Origin of the sequence: Ferrovibrio terrae (assembly GCF_943372915.1) — a bacterium.
In the GTDB taxonomy this organism is placed as follows: Bacteria; Pseudomonadota; Alphaproteobacteria; order Ferrovibrionales; family Ferrovibrionaceae; genus Ferrovibrio; species Ferrovibrio terrae_A.
Genome location: NZ_CALSAN010000024.1, coordinates 1 through 19,066 on the forward strand (window position 1 = coordinate 1; position 19,066 = coordinate 19,066).

The window sequence follows — 19,066 nt, forward strand, 5'->3', positions numbered from 1 at the left end:
CCCGGCGTTCAGGCCGGGCCGCGACCATCGATCAGCCGCCGCAACCCTTGCCGATCTGCTGACCAGCCTCGGCGCCCACCGCCTGCGGGTTGCCCTTGATCTTGCCGGCCATCGCCAGGGTGCGCACCTGGGCCGAAACGGCGGTCGAAATGCCGGTCGGACCGGATTTGCACAGCGCGGCATTGTCGGGATTGGCCGCCTTGGTGGCGGCAACCACGGCAGCCACCTCGGCCGGATTTTCTGCTGCAAAAGCCGCCGGCATCGACAGCGCCAACACCGCCGCGCCAATCACTAAAGCGAATTTCATAACGATCTCCCCCTTGCTGGTTCTATCGCACTGGCAGCGCTCGTCCGTAGACGGCACAACGGATGCACCTGTCATTTTCCCCCCGCGGGCCGGGCCGTCGCATCGCCCGAACGAGGTATGCGCTGAAAGTTCACATACCTCCCGCGCGTGGAGCATGCTTAGATACAACAAACAGTTGCCGCAGCAGACGGCCGGAGGGGGCATGGAGTTACGGGAGTTCTCTGTGTTGGTGGAGCGCCTTTACGAAGCGACCCTGCATCCCGATGGCTGGCAAACTGTCGCCACCGATCTGGCCCGGGCTTTTGACTCCAGCAGTTGTGCCATCCAGCTGCGCGATCTGGCCAATGGCCAAACGCTGATCCTGTCGAATACCGACAATTATGACGCCAAGGCGCTGGCCGACTATGAAGCCCATTATTACGCCAACGATCCCTATGTTGAAGGTGCGCTGAAAATCGGGTTCGGCGTTCCGCTGCTTGGACATCAAATCGTCGATGCCAATGCACTGCTGAATTCGGAATTGTATGCCGACTGGGGCAAGGGCATCGGGGTCTTCCATCTCACCGGTGCGATGATGTCCGTGGATTCGAGTGCCATTGCCGGGATCGGCATCCATCGCGCCTATGGCTCGACCGACTACACCGTGGAAGACCAGCAGGCGGTGGGCCTGCTGCTGCCGCATCTGACCCGCGCGCTGCAAATGTATCGCAAACTGAACGGCCTGGAGCGCCAGGGCCAGATCGGGCTGGCCGCGCTGGAGGCCCTGACGGTGGGCGTGATGGTGGTCGATGTCACGGGCCGGTTGCTGTTCTCCAACACCGTGGCCGAAAGGCTGCTGCAGAAAGGCCAGGGCATTGCGGCCAGCCATGGCCATCTGCGCGCCCAGTTCGCCGACCGCAATCCCGTCTTGCAGCAGGCCATTCGTGACGCTGTTGCGGGCTATTCGGGGCGGTCGTCGCATACCGGCATGCTGGTGCTACCGCGCCGCGATGCCCTGCCACTGTCGCTGCTGTTCTGTCCGGCCCCGGCCGACCGGCTGGGTAGCGACCGGCTGAAAGCCGCCGCGATCATCTTCGTGAACAACCCCGACGACCGCGTCACGCCGACAGAAGCTGCACTGACCGCGCAATTCCGGCTGACGCCCGCCGAAGCGCGCCTGACCGCCGCATTGCTGGATGGCGAGCATGTCGACGACTATGGGCTGCGCACGGGATTGAGCCTGCATACGGTGAAGACCCAGCTCAAGGCCATCTTCGCCAAAACCGGCTGTGGCCGGCAGGCCGACCTGATCCGCGTGGTGCTGGCAAATCCGGTGCTGCGCATGTGCCGCCCCGGCTGATAGCCCCGCCTTTTGCGGCTTCAGCCGCCGAAGCAGTCCTTGCCGATTTTCGCGCTGGCCTCGACACCCAGCGCCTGCGGGTTGCCGTGGATCTTGCCATCCATCGCCAGCGCCTTGGCCTGGGTGGAGACCGCATTCAGGATGCCGGCCTGGCCCGACTGGCAGAGCTTGGCGCTGTCGGGATGGGCCTCGCGGGTGGCGGCCACCACCACCTCGATTTCGGCCGGGTCCTCGGCGGCATGCGCCATCAGCGCCATCAACGCCAGAATCACCGCCACCTGCAGCGTTCCAACCGGCAGTTTGATCCTCATGACAGCCTCCGCGCCCATGGCGTGAACCTCCGTCATAGCAAAGGCGGACAGCACGGCGACTGGTGCAAAAGAGGTATGTGGCAGCGCATTTGCGCCATGGCGCCATGCGGATTTGTACCGACCCGGCGTGGCGGCCGGCTGACAATCCCTTCATTTTGCGTTAACTTATGCCGCGAAACACCGGATATAGTCGTTTTCTACGATTCGTTTCGCCGAGGGGGACGTCGAGCTTATATGGGCCTGATGCTGGAAGGCGCGCCACAACTGACGCTGGAGACGCTCCGGGCGCTCTATGCCTACTGGGCCGGCAAGCGCCATGGCCGCGCCCTGCCCGATCGCGCCGATATCGATCCCATCGAGATGAAGGCCTGGCTCGGCAACCTGATGCTGGTCGAACGCATCGAGGATGGTGACTACTTATATCGTCTCTATGGCTCGACCTTCGTGAACCAGTTCAAGGTCGACATGACCGGCAAGCGGGTCAATGGCCTGCCGGCCCAGCAGGCCGAATTGCTGCGCAGCGAATATGATGCCGTGGTGCATAGCGGCATGCCGATGTCGCGGCGCTATACCGCCACCTTCGACTACACCTCGCGCGACAAGCGCTCGACCTGGCAGGTGGAGCGCAGCTGGGAGCGGCTGTCGCTGCCGCTGACCGCCGGCGGCGACGAGGTGCGCATGCTGCTGGTGGCCGCCTTCCCGCTGGAACCGGCGCCGGAAGACCGGTTGTCCTGATCTCTCACTCCTGATTGCCTCCGGCCCGTTTGCGGCCGGTGATCATGGCTTTCACCAGATTTTCGCCATGCCGCAGGCTGCCGTACAGCACGCCGGCCACATGCACGGCAACCAGCGGCAGCAGCAGGTTGGCAAAGGCTTCGTGCACCTCTTCCAGCCATTTGACGCGGGTGAAGATGTCCCAGGTGGTCATCCAGCCACTCATGGCAATCAGCGCCAGCAATGCCATCAGCGCCAGGATCATGACGGCTCCGAGCGGGTTATGGCCCACATGGCGAGGCTCACGAAACATCAGCGCGGCCAGCCCATAGCGCCGCAGACGGGTCCAGCTCGGGATGAAATCGCTGAAGCGCGCGTGCCGGCTGCCCACAAAGCCCCAGAGAATGCGAATGACCAGAGCGCCCGCTATGGTGTACCCGACCCAACGATGGACCAGCTTGCCATCGTCGATCACGAAGTTGATCAGGCAGCCTGCCACCACGATCCAGTGAAACAGCCGAACGACTACATCCCAGACCGGGCGTTCGGCTTGGCCGGAAGAATCGACAGGGTGGTGGCTCGACAGGGTGCCAGACATCTTTATCTCCAGACGCAACACCGCCGGCGCAGTACCGGCAGGTGCCCCAAAATGCCTGGTCAACCTGACAATCAGCTGACAATTGCCGAAACTATCATTGATTATCAATATCTTATGAGACACCTACGGATGCCCGATTTGACAAGGCGGGTTGCATCGCCCATGTTCCGCCTGCCGCGCCGGTCGGGCCGTAGTCCAGACTCGGGTGTTATGTTCGTCTCATTTTTGTTGGAAAACCGCACATTATGAAAGTCGTTGTCGTCGAGAGCCCGGCGAAGGCAAAGACCATCGAGAAGTATCTCGGCCCAGGTCACACGGTCCTGGCCTCCTTTGGCCATGTCCGCGACCTGCCGGCCAAGGAAGGCTCGGTGGAGCCCGATAAAGACTTCATGATGCATTATGAGATGTCCGGCCGCGGCTCGGAGTCGATCCGCGCCATCGCCGGTGCGCTGAAGGATGCCGACACCCTGATCCTGGCGACTGACCCGGATCGCGAGGGTGAGGCGATCTCCTGGCATGTGCTGGAAGCCCTGAACAACCGCAAGGTCGTGAAGAGCAAGACCGTGCGCCGGGTGGTGTTCAACGAAATCACCAAGACCGCCGTGCTGGAGGCGATGGCCAATCCGCGCGACATCGACATGGACCTGGTCAACGCCCAGCAGGCGCGCCGCGCGCTGGATTACCTGGTCGGCTTCACGCTGTCGCCGGTGCTGTGGCGCAAGCTGCCCTCGGCCAAGTCGGCCGGCCGCGTGCAGTCGGTGGCGTTGCGCCTGATCTGCGAGCGCGAGACCGAGATCGAGGCCTTCCGGGCGCGGGAATACTGGACCATTGGCGCCGACTTCCGCACGCCGCAGAACCAGACCGTGACCGCGCGCCTGGTCGAGCTGGCCGGCAAGAAGCTCGACAAGTTCGACATCAACAACGAGCCGGCGGCCAGGGCCGCCGTGGCCAAACTGGCGGGCCTGAGCTACGCCGTCACCGACGTGTCGATCAAGCCGGCCAAGCGGCATCCCTCGCCGCCGTTTACCACCTCGACCCTGCAGCAGGAAGCCGCGCGCAAGCTGGGCTTCTCGGCGCAGATGACCATGCAGATCGCCCAGCGCCTGTATGAAGGCGTCACCATCGGCGGCGAGACAACCGGTCTGATCAGCTATATGCGTACCGATGGCGTCAGCATGGCCGATGAGGCCATCCGCGCCGCCCGCGATGTGATCGCGGAAGATTTCGGCCGCGAGGCCGTGCCGGAAAGCTGGCGCGTCTACAAGACCAAGCAGAAGAGCGCGCAGGAAGCCCATGAGGCGATCCGCCCGACCGATTTCCGCCGCCGGCCCAAGGCCGTTGCACGCTATCTCGATGAAGTCCAGCTCAAGCTCTACGAACTGATCTGGGTGCGCGCGCTCGCCAGCCAGATGGAATCCGCCGAGCTGGAACGCACCACCGTCGACATCACCGATGCCAAGAAGACCGGCATGTTCCGCGTCACCGGCACCGTGGTGCTCTCGCCCGGCTTCCTCAAGCTCTATGAGGAAGGCGTCGACGACAAATCCGCCGATGACGAGGAAGGCGCTCGCCTGCCGAAGATGACCATCGGCGAGGCGATGAAGGAAGAAGGCGTCAAGCCGGAGCAGCATTTCACCGAGCCGCCGCCGCGCTATTCGGAAGCCAGCCTGGTGCGCAAGCTGGAGGAACTCGGCATCGGCCGGCCGTCCACCTATGCCGCCATCCTGGAAGTGCTGAAAGCCCGCTCCTACGTGAAGCTGGAGAACAAGCGCTTCACGCCGGAGGATGCCGGCTGGCTCGCCTATGCCTTCCTGGTCTGCTTCTTCGAGAAGTATTTCGCCTACAGCTTCACCGCCGGGCTGGAAGAAAAGCTCGACGAGATCGCCGAACACAAACTCGAATGGAAAAAGGTGCTGGAGGACTTCTGGGAAGCCTTCAGCCTGCATGACGAGACCCAGGGTCTGACGCCCTTCTCGGTGAAGGATGCCGTCACCCGCATCGACGAGAAGATGGGCCGCCGCGGCGAAGTGCTGGACGCCATCAACGCGCTGCTCGAACATCACTTCTTCCCGGCACGCGAAGACGGCAAGGATGCCCGCCTCTGCCCGGCCTGCAACAAGGGCCAGCTGGCCATCAAGGCTGGCCGCACCGGCGCCTTCATCGGCTGTTCGGATTACCCGGAATGCAGCTACACCCGGCCGCTCAGCGCCGGCGGCAACGGCCATGGCGATATCGCCATCTCCGGCCCGCAGGAGCTGGGCATCGATCCGGCCACCAGTCTGCCGATCACGCTGCGCCAGGGTCCGTTCGGTCCCTATGTGCAGCTGGGCGAAGCGGAAGGCGAAGGCAAGGCCAAGACCAAGCCGAAACGCGCTTCCCTGCCTAAGGGCGTGACGCTGGAAGACGTGACGCTGGAAATGGCGCTTAAATTACTGGCGCTGCCGCGGGTGATCGGCCTGCATCCGGCCACCGGCAAGGAAATCCTCGCCGGGCTGGGCCGCTTCGGGCCCTACCTGCTGCATGATGGCGCCTATACCAAGCTCAAAGACGCCATGGAGGCGCTCGAGATCGGCATCAATCATGCCGTCGAGAAGATCGCCGAGGCCGATGCGCGCCGCAAAGGTCCGCGCCAGCGTGCCGAACTGAAAGTGCTGCGCGAAGTCGGCAAGCATCCTGATGACGGCGAGGCGATCCAGGTGATCGACGGCCGCTATGGTCCGTATCTGAAGCATGGCGCCACCAATGCGCCGATCCCGCGCGGCACCGAGGTTGAGGCCGTGACCATGGATATGGCGATCCTGGCAATTGCCTCGCGCGCCAAGAAGGGCGGCAAGGGCAAGAAGAAGGCCGCAGCCCCCAAGAGTGCGCCCAAGGCGAAGAAGGCTGCCGCGCCGAAGGCTGAGAAGCCCCAAAAGACTTCTGGGGCTGAAAAGCCTGTCGCCAAGAAGCCAGCGAAAAAAGCGGCGCCGAAGAAGAAGGCCGCAGCCAAGAAAGCCGCGGCAGCGTAAGCGACGTGGCAAAGAAGAAACTCGCCGAAGGCCTGCCGTCCAAACAGGACATCCTGAAATACATTGCCGACAATCCCGGCATGGTGGGCAAACGCGAGATCGCCAAGGCCTTTGGTGTCGGCCCAGAGCTGCGCGTGCAGCTGAAAGGCCTGCTGCGCGAGCTGAAGGCCGAGGGCGACATCAACCAGGGCCATGGCAAGCGCATGGCACCGAAGGACAGCCTGCCGGAAGTGACTCTGGTCGATCTGGTCAAGCTCGACCGCGACGGCGACCTGATGGGCCGTCCGGTGGAATGGACTGGCGACGGCGAGGCCCCGCGCATCATTTTCGAGACCGGCGGCAAGGCGCGCCGGCGTGAAATGTCCGATGTCGGTGTCGGCGACCGCGTGCTGGCACGGGTGACACGGGCCGGCCGCAGCCGCTATGTCGGCCGCGTCATCAAACGGCTGGAAAAAGACGAACAGCCAGTGCTGGGTGTCTTCACCCTCACCGAAGACGGCGAAGGCCGCCTGCAGCCGACCGACAAGAAGGTGCGCCACGAATATGTGATCGCGCAGGAACACCGCAACAATGCCAAGCCCGGCGAGATCGTGGTGGCGCAGCCGATGCAGGGCCGCCGCTTCGGCCTGAAGACCGCCAAGGTGATCGAGGTGATCGGCAGCAGCACCGATCCCAAGGCACTGAGCCTGATCCCGATCTTCAGCTTGGGGATTCCGACAAAATTCTCCGAGGCCGCGCTCCACGATGCGGAAAAGGCCAAACCGGTCCATCTCGGCCAGCGTGAAGACCTGCGCTCCATCCCACTGATCACCATCGATCCGGAAGATGCGCGCGACCATGACGACGCCGTGTTTGCCGAACCCGATGACGATCCGAATAACCCCGGCGGCTGGCATGCCATCGTCGCCATCGCCGATGTGGCGCATTACGTGAGGCCGGGCGGCGCGCTGGATCACGATGCACGCCAGCGCGGCAATTCCACCTATTTCCCCGACCGCGTCGTGCCGATGCTGCCAGAAGCGCTGTCAGCCGATCTGTGCTCGCTGGTCGAACACAAGGACCGCGCCTGCCTGGCCGTGCATCTGTGGTTCGATGCCAACGGCAACAAGCGGCGCCATAAATTCGTGCGCGGCCTGATGCGCTGCGCGGCGGGCCTGAATTACCGCCAGGTGCAGGCCGCCATCGACGGCATGCCCGACGATGCGGCGCAGCCGTTCCTCGAACCCGTGCTGAAGCCGCTCTATGCCTGCCACGCCGCCGTGAACAAGGCCCGCGAGGCGCGCCAGCCGCTGGCGATCAATGCGCCCGAGCGCCGTGTCGTCATGGGCAAGAACGGTCATATCGCTGCCATCAAGCCACGCGATCATATGCTGAGCCATCAGGTGATCGAGGATTTCATGATCATGGCCAATGTGGCGGCGGCCGAGGAACTGGAAAAGCGCAAGCAGCCCTGCATGTATCGCGTGCATGAGCAGCCGTCGGACGAAAAGATCGACTCTTTGCGCAAATTCCTCAACACGCTGGATTACAAGCTGGCCAAGGGCCAGGGTCTGCGGCCGATGCATTTCAACGCGATCCTGGACGCCGCCAAGGGCAGCGAGCATGAACGCCTGATCAACGAGGTGGTGCTGCGCAGCCAGATGCAGGCCATTTACTCGCCCGACAACAAGGGGCATTTCGGCCTCAACCTGCAGAAATACGCGCACTTCACCTCGCCGATCCGCCGCTATGCCGACGTGCTGGTGCATCGTGCGCTGATCCGCGGCCTCGGCCTGGGCGATGACGGCCTGCCGCCGGAAGACGACGCCGATTTCGAGAATATCGCCGAACATATCTCGCAGACCGAACGCCGCTCGATGCAGGCCGAACGCGATGCGATGGACCGTTTCGTGGCCGCCTTCATGTCCGAGCATGTCGGCGCGCAGTTCGATGGCCGTATCACCGGCGTCACCCGCTTCGGCCTGTTCGTCGAGCTGGACGAGACCGGTGCCGACGGTTTCGTACCGATCTCGACGCTGGGCGATGATTTCTACGAGCATGACGAGGCCCATCGCGCCCTGGTGGGCAAGCGCAGCCACAAGCGCTTCCGGCTTGGCGACGGAGTCACTGTGCGGCTGGCCGAGGCCACGCCGGTGACCGGCGGCCTGCGTTTCGAGATCATGGGCGGCGATGGTGCCAGCACCAACACGCGACGCGGTGGCGCGGGCGGCAAGCCGGTGGTGAAGAAACCGACCAATCGCGCCCCGTGGTCGAAACACCGGAGCAAGAAACGCAAATGAAGCGCGCGATCCTGACCATAGCCTTGATGCTGGCGGCAGGATCAGCCGCCGCCTTTGATTTGCAGGGCCATCGTGGTGCGCGCGGCCTGGCGCCTGAAAACACCCTGCCCGCCTTCGCCACCGCGCTCACGCTCGGCGTCACCACACTGGAGCTCGACGTCAATCTCAGCCGCGACGGCAAGCTGGTGGTCGGGCATGACCCGGTGCTGCTGCCGCATCTGGCCCGGATCGACGGCAAGTGGATCACCTCGCCCGGCCCGGCGATCTGGCACAGCACGCTGGACGAATTGCAGCGCTATGATGTCGGTCGCCTCGATCCGGCCAGCCGCTACGGCCAGACCTATCCCGAGCAGAAGCCGGTGGATGGCACCCGCATGCCGCTGCTGGAGCAGGTGTTTGCGCTGGCGGCGAAAAGCGGCCATGCGGATCTGCGTTTCAACATCGAGACCAAGCTCAGCCCGCTGAAGCCCGACGAGAGCGCGCCACCGGAACAGTTCGCCCAGGCGCTGGTGCTGGCGATCCGCCAGGCCGGCCTCGGCCATCGCAGCAGCATGCAGTCCTTCGACTGGCGCACCCTGCGCGAGGCGGCCAGGCTGGCGCCGGAGATTGCGCGCGTGCATCTCACCATCGAGGGCACCACCAGCGACAACGTGCAGCGCGGCCAGCCCGGCGCCAGCCCATGGCTCGGCGGGCTGGATGCCGATGATTTCACCTCGACCCCGGCGCTGGTGAAAGCCGCCGGCGGCCAGGTCTGGTCGCCCTTCTGGCGCAATGTCACCCCGGCCCTGGTGGCCGAGGCGCAGCAGCTTGGCCTGCAGGTGATCCCCTGGACGGTCAACGATCCGGCCGAGATGGAGCGGCAGATCGCCATGAAGGTCGATGGCCTGATCTCGGACTATCCCGATCGCCTGCGCGCCGTGATGCAGGCCCGGGGCATGGCGCTGCCGCGGCCATCGCCTGTTACGCCATAGACCGGCATGCCATAAAACTGCCGTATCCCGCTGCCACTGTGGTTGTGCGGCAAAATCGCCGCGGACCGGTTTCAGGGCTTCCCAGGCCCCGCTTACGGGGCTAAAAGGGCGCCGCGCTGCACCGCCGGGTCAGCGCCGGAACACCAGGGACGGCCAGCATGATTACTGCCTACCTGCCGCATGGCGGCCAGCTGCAACGTATCGAGCTTACCCCTGACTCGACCCTGCCCGAGGGTGTCGTGTGGATCGACCTGCTCGAACCGAGCCAGGCCGAAGCCAAGGCCGTCGAACGCCTGCTCGGCATCGAAGTCCCGACCCGTGAAGAGATGCAGGAGATCGAGATCTCCAGCCGCCTGTATCGCGAAGGCGATGCCAGCTTCATGACGGCCAATATCCTCTATCACGCCGAAACGCCGCAGCCGCAGACCACGGCCGTCACCTTCATGCGCACGCCGCGCGCCACCGTGACCCTGCGCTACGCCGATCCGCAGTCCTTCCGCCAGTTCGTCGCCCGCGCCCAGCGCCAGCCGGCGCTGCTGGTCTCGCCCGATGCAGCACTCTGCGGCATCCTCGATGCCGTGATCGATCGCGCCGCCGACGTGCTGGAAATCGGCAGCAAGGATCTCGACACCATCTCGCGCGACATCTTCGGCTACGACCGCAAGCCCGATGAAGTTCCTGATGACGAGTCCGACCTGGAAGCGGTGGTGCGCAAGCTCGGCCATATCGAGGACCTGAACTCGCGCATCCGTGACAGCCTGCTGTCGCTGACCCGCCTGATCGCCTTCCTGACACTGACCATGGCCGAGCAGCGCGGCACCAAGGAAAGCCGCACCTGGCTGAAGACGCTGGCGCGCGACGTGCAGTCGCTGAACGAACAGGCCGCCTTCCTCGCGCATAAAGGCAACTTCCTGCTCGATGCGACGCTGGGCCTGATCAACATCCAGCAGACCAAGATCATCAAGATCTTCTCGGTGGCCGCCACGGTGTTCCTGCCGCCGACCCTGATCGCCAGCATCTACGGCATGAACTTCCAGCATATGCCGGAGCTGAACTGGAACTTCGGCTATCCGATGGCCATCCTGCTGATGATCGCCTCGGCCGTGCTGCCCTACTGGTGGTTCAAGCGTAAGGGCTGGCTGTGACGCTGCCCCCGGCGCTCGACGATCTGGTTGAGCGGCCAACCGGCGAAGCGATGTGGCGCGGCTGGCGCCAGCGGTGCCCGCGCTGCGGCAGCGGGCGCATGTATGGCCGTTATCTCAAGGTCGAGCCGGTCTGCACGCAATGCGGTCTCGCACTGGCGGGCCATCGCGCCGACGATGCGCCGCCCTATTTCACCATCCTAATCGTCGGCCATATCATCGTGCCGCTGATGCTGATGTTCGAGCAGCGCCTGCAGCCGCCGGACTGGCAGCATATGGCGCTGTGGCCGCCACTGACGCTGCTGCTCTGCCTGTGGCTGCTGCCGCGCATCAAGGGCGTTCTCATCGGCCTGCAATGGGCCCGGCGCATGCACGGCTTCGGCAGCGAGCCGCATTAAGCCATTTGGCCTATACTGGGCCGATGGGAAACGCCGAATCGCCCCCTGCCAAAAAGCCGCCGCAGCCGATCCGGGACGCCGCCACGCTGGTGCTCTGGCGCCGGCGCGCGGGCCAGCTGGAAGTGCTGATGGGCGAGCGCCATGGCGCCAGCACCTTTATGCCGAACCGCTATGTGTTTCCCGGCGGCCGCCTCGATCTCAACGATTACCGCATCCACCCCGCGGCTGCCCTCAACCCGGTCAGCACCGCGCGGCTCGCACGCTGCAAGGGCACCGGGCCGCGCAAGGGCCTGGCGCTGGCCCTGGCGGCGATCCGCGAAACGTTTGAGGAAAGCGGCCTACGCATTGCCGGACCGGCCATGCCGGCGGCAAAGCCAGCCCCGGCGGGCTGGCGCACCTTCTGCACCGGCGGCCTCGCCCCCGATCCCGCGGCGCTGCTCTACATCTGCCGCGCCATCACCCCGCCGGGCCGGCCGCGCCGCTTCGATGCGCGTTTCTTTGCCGCCCCGGCCGAGCTGGCGACCGGCGAGCTGGTGCCCTCGGCCGAACTGGACAAGCTGAGCTGGGTCACCAGGGCCGATACCGAGGGCCTGCCGCTGCCCGGCATCACCCAGTATGTGATCGCCAATCTGGAACACTGGCTCAGCCCGGCCCAGGCCGCCGACCCGGCCCAGCGGGTGCCCTTCCACCACATGCTGCGCGGCGAGCGGCAGGTGGACTGGGAGTGACCCGGCCGGTGACGCCCCCTGTCAAACCCCGGGATGCCGCCAGCCTGGTGCTGGTGCGGCAGGCGGCAGCGGGGCCGGAAGTGCTGCTCGGCCGCCGGGCCGGTAAGCACCGGTTCCTGCCCAATGTCTATGCCTTTCCGGGTGGCCGGGTGGATGTATCCGATAAGGCAGAAACTCCCCTCAAGCCATTAAATTTCATCGGGAAAGAGAACTTTGAACCCCTTGCTGTCGCGGCCGTGCGCGAGACCTGGGAGGAAACCGGCATCCTGCTCGGGGCGGTCGAAAACGGCCAGCTGCGGCCCGACCTGTCGGGCCTGCGCTACCTGTGCCGGGCGATCACGCCATCGGAAAGCCCGATCCGCTTCCATGCCCGGTTTTTCCTACAGGATGTCAGCGGCCTGCCGCTGACGCTCGGCGGCTCGGGCGAGCTGCTGGACCTGGCTTTCCGGCCCGTGGACGAGGCCCTGCGGCTGCCACTGGCCGACATCACCGAGTTCGTGCTGCGGCTGGTCGGGCAGCTCGGTCCCGACCTGACCCCGCATCAGGCGGCATTCTGGCGCTACCGTCGGGGTAAACCCATGATTAGCTGGCATAATCCTTAAGCGTTGACATCGGGGCGCGAATCCCTATGCTGCGCCGCCAATCCCAGCCGCACGCATTTTTGGAACCGAGTCATGGCAAAGCCGACTACCCTCAAGATCAAGCTTCTGAGCACCGCCGATACCGGCTTCTTCTACGTGACCAAGAAGAACCCGCGGACCAAGACCGAGAAGCTGTCGTTCAAGAAGTACGACCCGGTGGCCCGCAAGCATGTCGAATTCAAGGAAACCAAGATCAAGTAAGGTTTCCCGCGCCGGCGTTCCGACGCCAGGCTGCCTGAACTAAAAAGCCCTGCCTTCCGGCGGGGCTTTTCGTTTTGGGTCTCAGATCAGGATCAGGATGCAGTCCGGTAGATGATCCGGTTGCGGCCGCCATTCTTGGCCTCATACAGCGCATCGTCGGCGCGCTTGAGCAGGCTGTCGGCGGTGTCGCCCCCCTGCTGCGAGGAGGTGCAGCCGATCGAGCAGGTCACCGTCAGCTCGCCGGCGCGCGTGGTCACCGGCTTGCCGCCGATCGCCTGCAGCAGGCGGTTGGCCACCACCTCGGATGATTCCAGATCGGTATCGGGCATCAGCACGACGAATTCCTCGCCGCCATAGCGGCAGGCCATGTCGATGCCGCGGATGTTGCGCACGATGCGGTTGCCGATTTCGCGCAGCACCTCATCGCCCACCGGATGGCCGTGGGTGTCGTTCACCTGCTTGAAGTGATCGAGATCGAGGATGGCGACGGCGGTGCCATGCTGGCTCGCGCTCTGCGCCAGCAGGGTGGCCAGATGCGAGGCCATGTAGCGGCGATTGTAGAGGCCGGTGAGCGGATCGGTGACCGCCATTTCCATGCTCTGCTGGTAATGCAGGCGCAGGCGGTCCTGATAGCGCTTGCGGCGCACCTGGGCGCGCAGGCGGGCGATGAATTCGTTGCGGTCGATCGGGCGCACCACATAGTCGGTGACGCCGATCTCCAGGCCCTTCACCAGCTGCTTCTGGTCGTCCGGCCCCACCAGCAGCAGGATAGGCACATTGCGGGTTTCCTCGGTGGTGCGGAACTGCGAGCAGAGCCGCAGGCCATCGGGATTCTGCAGGCTGAGGCTGACCACAACGGAATCGTATTCGACCTGACGGGCGCGATGCAGGGCATCCAGGCCATCGGCGGTCATTTCGGTGCGGAACTGGCCTTCGATCATGCGCTGCAGGCGCACCTGGTCGCGCGGATTGTCTTCCACCAGCAGGATCTGCGCCGCCGCGTAATCCTCGTCCAGGCTCGGCACCGGCGGCGAGATCACGCCCAGCGAGGCCGAGGTGCGCTCGCGCATGCGCAGTTCATCGAGCATCAGCTTGACGCGCAAGAGCGAGCGCACGCGCGCGAACATCGCGATGTCGTCGACCGGCTTGGTGAGGAAATCGTCGGCGCCGGCACTCAGGCCCTGCACGCGGTCTTCCGGATCGCCCAGCGCGGTGACCATGATCACCGGGATATGAGCCGTGTCGGGATCGCCCTTCAGCCGCCGGCAGACCTCGAAGCCGTCCATGCCCGGCATCATCACGTCGAGCAGGATCAGGTCGGGCTTCAGGCCAGCCGCTGCTTCCAGCGCTTCCGGCCCGCTGCTCGCGGCGATCACTTCGTAGTATTCACTGGTCAGCTTGGCTTCCAGCACCTTTACGTTGGTGCGGATGTCGTCGACGACCAGAATGCGCGCGGTCATCGCATCACTCGGGCGCTAGAGCTTAAGCCTTGGGGTCAAGGAATTGCTTCACCGTCTCGATGAACTTGCCGACCGAGATAGGCTTGGCGATATAGGCGTCGCAGCCGCCTTCGCGCATCTTTTCCTCGTCGCCCTTCATGGCAAACGCGGTCACGGCGACCACCGGGATGCTGCGCAGGTTGTCGTCTTCCTTGATCCACTTGATCACTTCCAGGCCAGAAACCTCCGGCAGCTGGATGTCCATCAGGATCAGGTCAGGCCGGTGCTTGCGCACCATGGCGAGGGCTTCCATGCCATCCTTGGTCTGCAGGGTCTGGTAGCCATGGGCGTCCAGCAGGTCGTGGAACAACTTCATGTTGAGTTCGTTGTCCTCGACGATCAATACAGTCTTGCTCATCAGGCCCCATCCCCGGATAGTATCTACTGCCGCACGCGCCGTTTTCCCTGCGTATCCAGTATTTTGTAGCATTCCCCACCGGCCGGGCCAAGCCGTTTACCGTGACATTCCAGCCCCAGATGAGCCACAAATCCCCTGATCCGACTGCGCTTCCCGCCCCGGTAGCCGAGCAACTGGCCACCCTTGCCCTGACGCGGGGCAGGCCGCTGCTGATCGTCGATGCCGACGAGGTGCTGTTCTATTTCATGCGCGGCCTGGAGCGCTTCCTGGACGGCCGCGATCTCTATTTCGACTGGGCCTCCTATGCATTGCACGGCAACATCCGCCAGCGCCGGGACAATGCCCCGGTTGCGGCGGAAATCCTGCATCCGCTGCTGCAGCGGTTCTTTGCCGAGGCCACGGAGGAACTGGAACCCGTGGATGGTGCTGCCGAGGCGCTGGCTGCCTTAAGCGAAACGGCACAAATCGTCGTGCTGAGCAATGTGCCGATGCCGGCGCGCGAGGCCCGCATCCGCGCCCTGGCCCGCCACGGCATGGCCTATCCGCTGATCGCAAATACCGGTCCCAAGGGGCCTGCGGTTGCCACCCTGCTGCGGCAAGTGATGGCACCGGCCGCCTTCGTGGACGATATACCTCATAATCATACGTCCGTGGCCGAGATGGCGCCCGCGACCCATCGCCTGCATTACATCGCCGACCAGCGGCTGGCCGCCCTGCTCGGCCCGGCGCCGGACTGCCATCATCGCGCCGAGACCTGGCCGGATCTGCAGGCGCATATCCACAGCCTGCTGACGCAAACGTGACCGCGAAACCGTGACGGACATGCGAATCGGGATCGATCTCGGCGGCACCAAAATCGAGGCCATTGCCCTGGCGGGCGATGGCAGCATCCGGGCGCGCCGCCGCGTGCCGGCGCCGCGCGGCGACTATGCGGCCACCGTCACGGCACTGCGCGATCTGGCACAGGCGGTGGCCAGTGAAGCCGGCGCCACCGGGCCGATCGGCGTCGGTATTCCCGGCACCATCTCGCCGGCCACCGGCCTGATCAAGAATGCCAACTCGGTCTGGCTGATCGGACACCCGCTCGACCGCGATCTGGCCGCGGCCACCGGCCGCCCGGTGCGCCTGGCCAACGATGCCAACTGTTTTGCCCTGTCAGAAGCCAGTGATGGCGCCGGCGCCGGCCATGGCGTGGTGTTCGGCGTCATTCTCGGCACCGGCTGCGGCTCCGGCATCGTTGTCGATGGCCGCGTGCTGACCGGCCCCAATGCCATTGCCGGGGAATGGGGCCACAATCCCCTGCCCTGGCCGCAGCCCGATGAACTGCCCGGACCGCAATGCTATTGCGGCAAGCGCGGCTGCCAGGAAACCTTCCTCGCCGGCACCGGACTGGAACGCGATTTCCTGGAGCAGACAGGGCGCGACCTGAAGGCGGCCGCCATCGCCACGGCTGCCGAGGCCGGCGATGCGCAGGCCGAAGCGGCCTTGCAGCGCTACGAGCACCGGCTCGCACGCGGCCTTGCCGCCATCCTCAACGTGGTCGATCCCGATATCGTGGTGCTGGGCGGCGGCCTGTCGAATCTCGACCGGCTCTATCGCAATGTGCCGAAGCTCTGGGGCGCCTTCGTCTTCTCCGACACGGTGAGCACACCGCTGGTGAAGAACCGCCATGGTGACAGTTCCGGCGTGCGTGGTGCTGCCTGGCTGTGGCCGCCGGCCTAGATTTCAGCAGGCGTCGCGCGGCTTCAGTTCAAGCAGTTTCAGCGAAGCGCGGATCGCGTAATCGCCGTAATCAAACACGATGTCATCGGCCACGCCATTCTCGTAAAGCCGATAGGCGATTTCATAATCGGGCGTGTCCTGCGCCTTGTCCGATGTGAAATAGGCCAGCCGGATGCGCCAAGACCGCTGGCCTTTCAGCGGCTCCAGCACCGGATTTGCGCCGCTTTCAACCGGCAGTTCGCTGCCGATGAATCCGCCCACTTCGCTGTAGGCGTCCGAGGATGCGCCGTCGTAGACGCTGGCCTGCAGCCAGTTGCCGCCACTGCGCGCCAGGGCCAGCAGGCGCACCGTATGATCGGTGGGAAACAGCGTCATCGGCGGCAGAGCCAGCGCGGTGTCCTCCGGCAGGGTGAAGCGCACGCTGCCGCCGCTGCGGTTATTGACCCGGGCCTCGCCGTTCAGCTCCTGCTCAATGTCGCCGTTGACCTCGTCCTTCATCTTGAAACGGAAGCTCTGACCATCCAGCGCCTCCCACGAATTCAGCACCATGTTGTTGAGGATGGTGCCGTCATCGGTGGTGGTCTCGATGACAAACCGCTGGTTCAGCACATAGCCATCGCAGGCATGCACGAATTCAAGACTGAGGCCTCCGGCAATGCCGCTGCGATAGTTGCGCGGATCGAGGCGGGCGACCGACAGCGTGTACAGCGCGCGATGGCTGACCAGGTTGCGGGCGATGGCCTGCATCTCGGCACTATCCTGCGCATGGGTAGCGGTCGCCGGCACGGCCATCAGGCCAAGCAGGAGGCAAACAACCAGCACCGTGCGATACAGCGCAACTGTCATCGGGGGCAGAACTGCAATCCGGGCCATCATCCTGCGGCCATACCTGTCACACCCTTGGGGTGGGGCGAAAATCGTGCCCCAGAATAGCCTTAGCCGGAATGGAAAGGAACCGGCCATGCCATATAAGATGGAATCGGCTTCTGCTGGAGGTTTGAATGGCCCGGCCTGTTGTTCTCGTCACCCGCAAGCTGCCGCCGGCGGTGGAAGCGCGCGCAACCCGCGATTACGACGCACGGCTTAATCCGGATGACCGGATTTACACGGCAGACGCGTTGCTGGCGGCTGCCGCCGGCGCCGATGCCATGCTGATCTGCACCTCGGAGAAAATCACCGCCGATCTGGTCGGCCGCCTGCCCGCCAGCATCAAGGTTATCTCGACCTTCTCGGTCGGCTACGAGCATATCGATATCGCCGCCTGCCGGGCGCGCGACATCGTCGCCGCCAACACTCCCGGCGCAATGACCGAGGCCACCGCCAATATCGCCATGCTGCTGATGCTGGGCGCCGCCCGCCGGGGTTACGAGGCACAGCAGATGGTGCGCCGGGGCGAATGGAAAGGCTGGACCTCGACCATGCTGCTGGGTGTCGATTTCAGCGGCAAACGGCTCGGCATCTTCGGCATGGGCCGGATCGGCCAGGCGGTGGCACAGCGTGCCCGCGGCTTCGGCCTGACCATCCACTACCATAACCGCCGCCGCCTGCCCGCCGGCGAGGAGCAGGGCGCGATATTCCATGACAACCTGGACAGCCTGCTGGCAGTGAGCGACATCCTGTCGATCAATGCACCATCCTCGCCGGAGACCCGCCATATCCTGAATGCCGCCGCCATCGCCCGGCTGCCCGATGGCGCCATCGTGGTGAACACGGCCCGCGGCGACATGGTGGAGGATGCCGCCCTGATTGCGGCGCTGACCTGCGGAAAACTGCGTGCCGCCGGACTGGATGTGTTTGCCGGCGAACCGAACCTCGACCCGGCCTATCTGGCCTTGCCCAATGCTTATCTGCTGCCGCATCTGGGCAGCGCCACCATCGAAACCCGCGACCGCATGGGCTTCATGGCGCTGGACAACATCGATGCCGTACTGGCCGGTCGGCCGGCGCCGCATCCGCTTTAGACCCCGCCGCCACGATTCGGCCATCCTGGTAATCCTGTCGATCCCGGGAGACCGGCAAATTCTGCCTTGAGGCTTTTGGAAATATTGTGAGTTTTCTGCAATTTTCCCTCTGGCATATGCCTTGCTTTGTTAAAAGCGAGGAATGATTGCCATGATGCCCGCAAACGATTCACCGCTGCCCACCTGGACCCTCGCCACCCCTGGCGAGACCGGCGCGCCCACATCCGCCGGCTTTGCCAGCCTGGTGCTGCGGCTGCGGCTGGCGCTGCGCCGCGATCCCGACCCGATCAAGCGAAACCTGGTCGAGCAGATTCTGACGGCGGCGGCCGAAAGCGAGCAGCAGCTGATCGACCAGGCCGGCCGCATCGCCGAGCTGGAGGCTCTCTCCACCACCGACGAACTGACCGGCCTGCCCAACCGCCGTGCCTTCGAAAGCTTCATGGCCAACGATCTGGCCCGTGCACGCCGCGATGGTCATGGCGGCACGCTCGCCTTCCTCGACCTCGACCGGTTCAAGGCCATCAACGACCGCTACGGCCATGCCGCCGGCGACGCCGTGCTGTGCCAGATCGCCCTGCGCCTGCGCCCGATCGCACGTGCCACCGACTGCCTCGCCCGCCTGCATGGCGACGAATTCGTGCTGGCGATGCCCGGCGCCACCCGCGACCAGGCGGAAACCCGCCTGACCGAACTGGCGGTGCGCATCGAGCGCCAGCCCCTGCGTTTTGGCGACAGCCTGATCCCGGTCGGCATCAGCTATGGTCTGGCCGGGTACGATGGCCAGGCCGACCTGCAGGGCCTGCTGCGCGAGGGCGACCGCGCCATGTATATCCGCAAGCAGGACCGCCGCGGCAGCTGACCGCCCGCCCTTCACAGACCGCCGCGCGTT

General features: G+C 64.8%; 20 protein-coding genes. 14 read left to right on the plus strand and 6 right to left on the minus strand.

The window, feature by feature from the left end; translation table 11 throughout:
* Window positions 1-31 precede the first annotated feature (31 nt).
* The gene (locus AAG821_RS15845; RefSeq protein ID WP_341914651.1) at window positions 32-307 is read right to left on the minus strand and encodes a hypothetical protein; all 276 of its coding nucleotides are present in this window, start codon (window positions 305-307) and stop codon (window positions 32-34) included.
* Window positions 308-533: 226 nt separating this feature from the next.
* Here AAG821_RS15845 and AAG821_RS15850 point away from each other — a divergent pair, with 226 nt between their 5' ends.
* Window positions 534-1,646, plus strand: a complete 1,113-nt coding sequence (locus AAG821_RS15850) for a hypothetical protein (protein WP_341914650.1) — start codon at window positions 534-536, stop codon at window positions 1,644-1,646.
* A gap of 20 nt (window positions 1,647-1,666) precedes the next feature.
* On the opposite strand, the gene AAG821_RS15855 is transcribed toward AAG821_RS15850, so the two are convergent.
* Entirely contained in the window at window positions 1,667-1,957 is a 291-nt protein-coding gene (locus AAG821_RS15855) for a hypothetical protein (protein WP_341914648.1), read from the minus strand.
* Window positions 1,958-2,191: 234 nt separating this feature from the next.
* Between AAG821_RS15855 and AAG821_RS15860 the strand changes: the two genes are divergently transcribed.
* Entirely contained in the window at window positions 2,192-2,692 is a 501-nt protein-coding gene (locus AAG821_RS15860) for a PAS domain-containing protein (RefSeq protein WP_341914647.1), read from the plus strand.
* A 4-nt stretch (window positions 2,693-2,696) separates the two neighbouring features.
* Here AAG821_RS15860 and AAG821_RS15865 read toward each other — a convergent pair whose 3' ends face one another.
* Window positions 2,697-3,269, minus strand: a complete 573-nt coding sequence (locus AAG821_RS15865; protein WP_341914645.1) for a cytochrome b/b6 domain-containing protein — start codon at window positions 3,267-3,269, stop codon at window positions 2,697-2,699.
* 245 nt (window positions 3,270-3,514) lie between these two features.
* Between AAG821_RS15865 and topA the strand changes: the two genes are divergently transcribed.
* From topA to rpmG, 8 genes are all read left to right on the plus strand, one after another.
* Window positions 3,515-6,277: a type I DNA topoisomerase gene (gene topA / locus AAG821_RS15870; protein ID WP_341914643.1), complete on the plus strand. Its 2,763-nt coding sequence runs from the start codon at window positions 3,515-3,517 to the stop codon at window positions 6,275-6,277.
* 5 nt (window positions 6,278-6,282) lie between these two features.
* A complete protein-coding gene (rnr, locus tag AAG821_RS15875) occupies window positions 6,283-8,556 on the plus strand; it encodes a ribonuclease R (protein WP_341914641.1) in 2,274 nt (757 codons plus the stop codon).
* A complete protein-coding gene (locus tag AAG821_RS15880; protein ID WP_341914640.1) occupies window positions 8,553-9,527 on the plus strand; it encodes a glycerophosphodiester phosphodiesterase in 975 nt (324 codons plus the stop codon). The genes rnr and AAG821_RS15880 overlap by 4 nt, the downstream gene beginning before the upstream one ends.
* A 158-nt stretch (window positions 9,528-9,685) precedes the next feature.
* Window positions 9,686-10,672 (plus strand): magnesium transporter CorA family protein, encoded by a 987-nt coding sequence (locus AAG821_RS15885; RefSeq protein ID WP_341914639.1) that lies wholly within the window; start codon window positions 9,686-9,688, stop codon window positions 10,670-10,672.
* The gene (locus tag AAG821_RS15890; RefSeq protein WP_341914637.1) at window positions 10,669-11,067 is read left to right on the plus strand and encodes a DUF983 domain-containing protein; all 399 of its coding nucleotides are present in this window, start codon (window positions 10,669-10,671) and stop codon (window positions 11,065-11,067) included. The genes AAG821_RS15885 and AAG821_RS15890 overlap by 4 nt, the downstream gene beginning before the upstream one ends.
* Before the next feature lie 23 nt (window positions 11,068-11,090).
* Window positions 11,091-11,795: an NUDIX hydrolase gene (locus tag AAG821_RS15895; RefSeq protein WP_341914636.1), complete on the plus strand. Its 705-nt coding sequence runs from the start codon at window positions 11,091-11,093 to the stop codon at window positions 11,793-11,795.
* An 8-nt stretch (window positions 11,796-11,803) separates the two neighbouring features.
* On the plus strand, window positions 11,804-12,397 hold the full coding sequence (locus AAG821_RS15900) for an NUDIX domain-containing protein (RefSeq protein ID WP_341916338.1): 594 nt from the start codon (window positions 11,804-11,806) through the stop codon (window positions 12,395-12,397).
* A 72-nt stretch (window positions 12,398-12,469) separates the two neighbouring features.
* On the plus strand, window positions 12,470-12,637 hold the full coding sequence (gene rpmG, locus AAG821_RS15905) for a 50S ribosomal protein L33 (RefSeq protein ID WP_297684618.1): 168 nt from the start codon (window positions 12,470-12,472) through the stop codon (window positions 12,635-12,637).
* Between the two features lie 92 nt (window positions 12,638-12,729).
* Here rpmG and AAG821_RS15910 read toward each other — a convergent pair whose 3' ends face one another.
* On the minus strand, window positions 12,730-14,097 hold the full coding sequence (locus tag AAG821_RS15910; protein WP_341914633.1) for a PleD family two-component system response regulator: 1,368 nt from the start codon (window positions 14,095-14,097) through the stop codon (window positions 12,730-12,732).
* A 22-nt stretch (window positions 14,098-14,119) separates the two neighbouring features.
* Entirely contained in the window at window positions 14,120-14,494 is a 375-nt protein-coding gene (locus tag AAG821_RS15915) for a response regulator (protein WP_144069616.1), read from the minus strand.
* Between the two features lie 101 nt (window positions 14,495-14,595).
* On the opposite strand from AAG821_RS15915, the gene AAG821_RS15920 reads away from it, so the two are divergent.
* Together AAG821_RS15920 and AAG821_RS15925 are read left to right on the plus strand one after the other, a co-directional pair.
* Window positions 14,596-15,297 (plus strand): hypothetical protein, encoded by a 702-nt coding sequence (locus AAG821_RS15920; RefSeq protein WP_341914631.1) that lies wholly within the window; start codon window positions 14,596-14,598, stop codon window positions 15,295-15,297.
* A 19-nt stretch (window positions 15,298-15,316) separates the two neighbouring features.
* A complete protein-coding gene (locus AAG821_RS15925) occupies window positions 15,317-16,216 on the plus strand; it encodes an ROK family protein (protein ID WP_341914687.1) in 900 nt (299 codons plus the stop codon).
* Window positions 16,217-16,219: 3 nt separating this feature from the next.
* Here AAG821_RS15925 and AAG821_RS15930 read toward each other — a convergent pair whose 3' ends face one another.
* A complete protein-coding gene (locus AAG821_RS15930) occupies window positions 16,220-17,062 on the minus strand; it encodes a DUF1849 family protein (protein WP_341914629.1) in 843 nt (280 codons plus the stop codon).
* Window positions 17,063-17,217: 155 nt separating this feature from the next.
* Here AAG821_RS15930 and AAG821_RS15935 point away from each other — a divergent pair, with 155 nt between their 5' ends.
* Together AAG821_RS15935 and AAG821_RS15940 are read left to right on the plus strand one after the other, a co-directional pair.
* Complete coding sequence (locus AAG821_RS15935; RefSeq protein WP_341914627.1) at window positions 17,218-18,177, plus strand: D-glycerate dehydrogenase; 960 nt, start codon at window positions 17,218-17,220, stop codon at window positions 18,175-18,177.
* Between the two features lie 151 nt (window positions 18,178-18,328).
* Window positions 18,329-19,036 carry a GGDEF domain-containing protein gene (locus AAG821_RS15940; RefSeq protein WP_341914626.1) on the plus strand — a complete coding sequence of 236 codons (708 nt, stop codon included), beginning with the start codon at window positions 18,329-18,331 and terminating at the stop codon, window positions 19,034-19,036.
* Window positions 19,037-19,066 lie beyond the last annotated feature (30 nt).

Coding starts and splice junctions, on each gene's coding strand:
- AAG821_RS15845 (WP_341914651.1), bottom strand. CDS start 307: ATGAAATTCGCTTTAGTGATTGGCGCGGCGGTGTTGGCGCTGTCGATG.
- AAG821_RS15855 (WP_341914648.1), bottom strand. CDS start 1,957: ATGAGGATCAAACTGCCGGTTGGAACGCTGCAGGTGGCGGTGATTCTG.
- AAG821_RS15860 (WP_341914647.1), top strand. CDS start 2,192: ATGGGCCTGATGCTGGAAGGCGCGCCACAACTGACGCTGGAGACGCTC.
- AAG821_RS15865 (WP_341914645.1), bottom strand. CDS start 3,269: ATGTCTGGCACCCTGTCGAGCCACCACCCTGTCGATTCTTCCGGCCAA.
- topA (WP_341914643.1), top strand. CDS start 3,515: ATGAAAGTCGTTGTCGTCGAGAGCCCGGCGAAGGCAAAGACCATCGAG.
- AAG821_RS15880 (WP_341914640.1), top strand. CDS start 8,553: ATGAAGCGCGCGATCCTGACCATAGCCTTGATGCTGGCGGCAGGATCA.
- AAG821_RS15885 (WP_341914639.1), top strand. CDS start 9,686: ATGATTACTGCCTACCTGCCGCATGGCGGCCAGCTGCAACGTATCGAG.
- AAG821_RS15895 (WP_341914636.1), top strand. CDS start 11,091: ATGGGAAACGCCGAATCGCCCCCTGCCAAAAAGCCGCCGCAGCCGATC.
- rpmG (WP_297684618.1), top strand. CDS start 12,470: ATGGCAAAGCCGACTACCCTCAAGATCAAGCTTCTGAGCACCGCCGAT.
- AAG821_RS15910 (WP_341914633.1), bottom strand. CDS start 14,097: ATGACCGCGCGCATTCTGGTCGTCGACGACATCCGCACCAACGTAAAG.
- AAG821_RS15915 (WP_144069616.1), bottom strand. CDS start 14,494: ATGAGCAAGACTGTATTGATCGTCGAGGACAACGAACTCAACATGAAG.
- AAG821_RS15925 (WP_341914687.1), top strand. CDS start 15,317: ATGCGAATCGGGATCGATCTCGGCGGCACCAAAATCGAGGCCATTGCC.
- AAG821_RS15930 (WP_341914629.1), bottom strand. CDS start 17,062: ATGACAGTTGCGCTGTATCGCACGGTGCTGGTTGTTTGCCTCCTGCTT.
- AAG821_RS15935 (WP_341914627.1), top strand. CDS start 17,218: ATGGCCCGGCCTGTTGTTCTCGTCACCCGCAAGCTGCCGCCGGCGGTG.
- AAG821_RS15940 (WP_341914626.1), top strand. CDS start 18,329: ATGATGCCCGCAAACGATTCACCGCTGCCCACCTGGACCCTCGCCACC.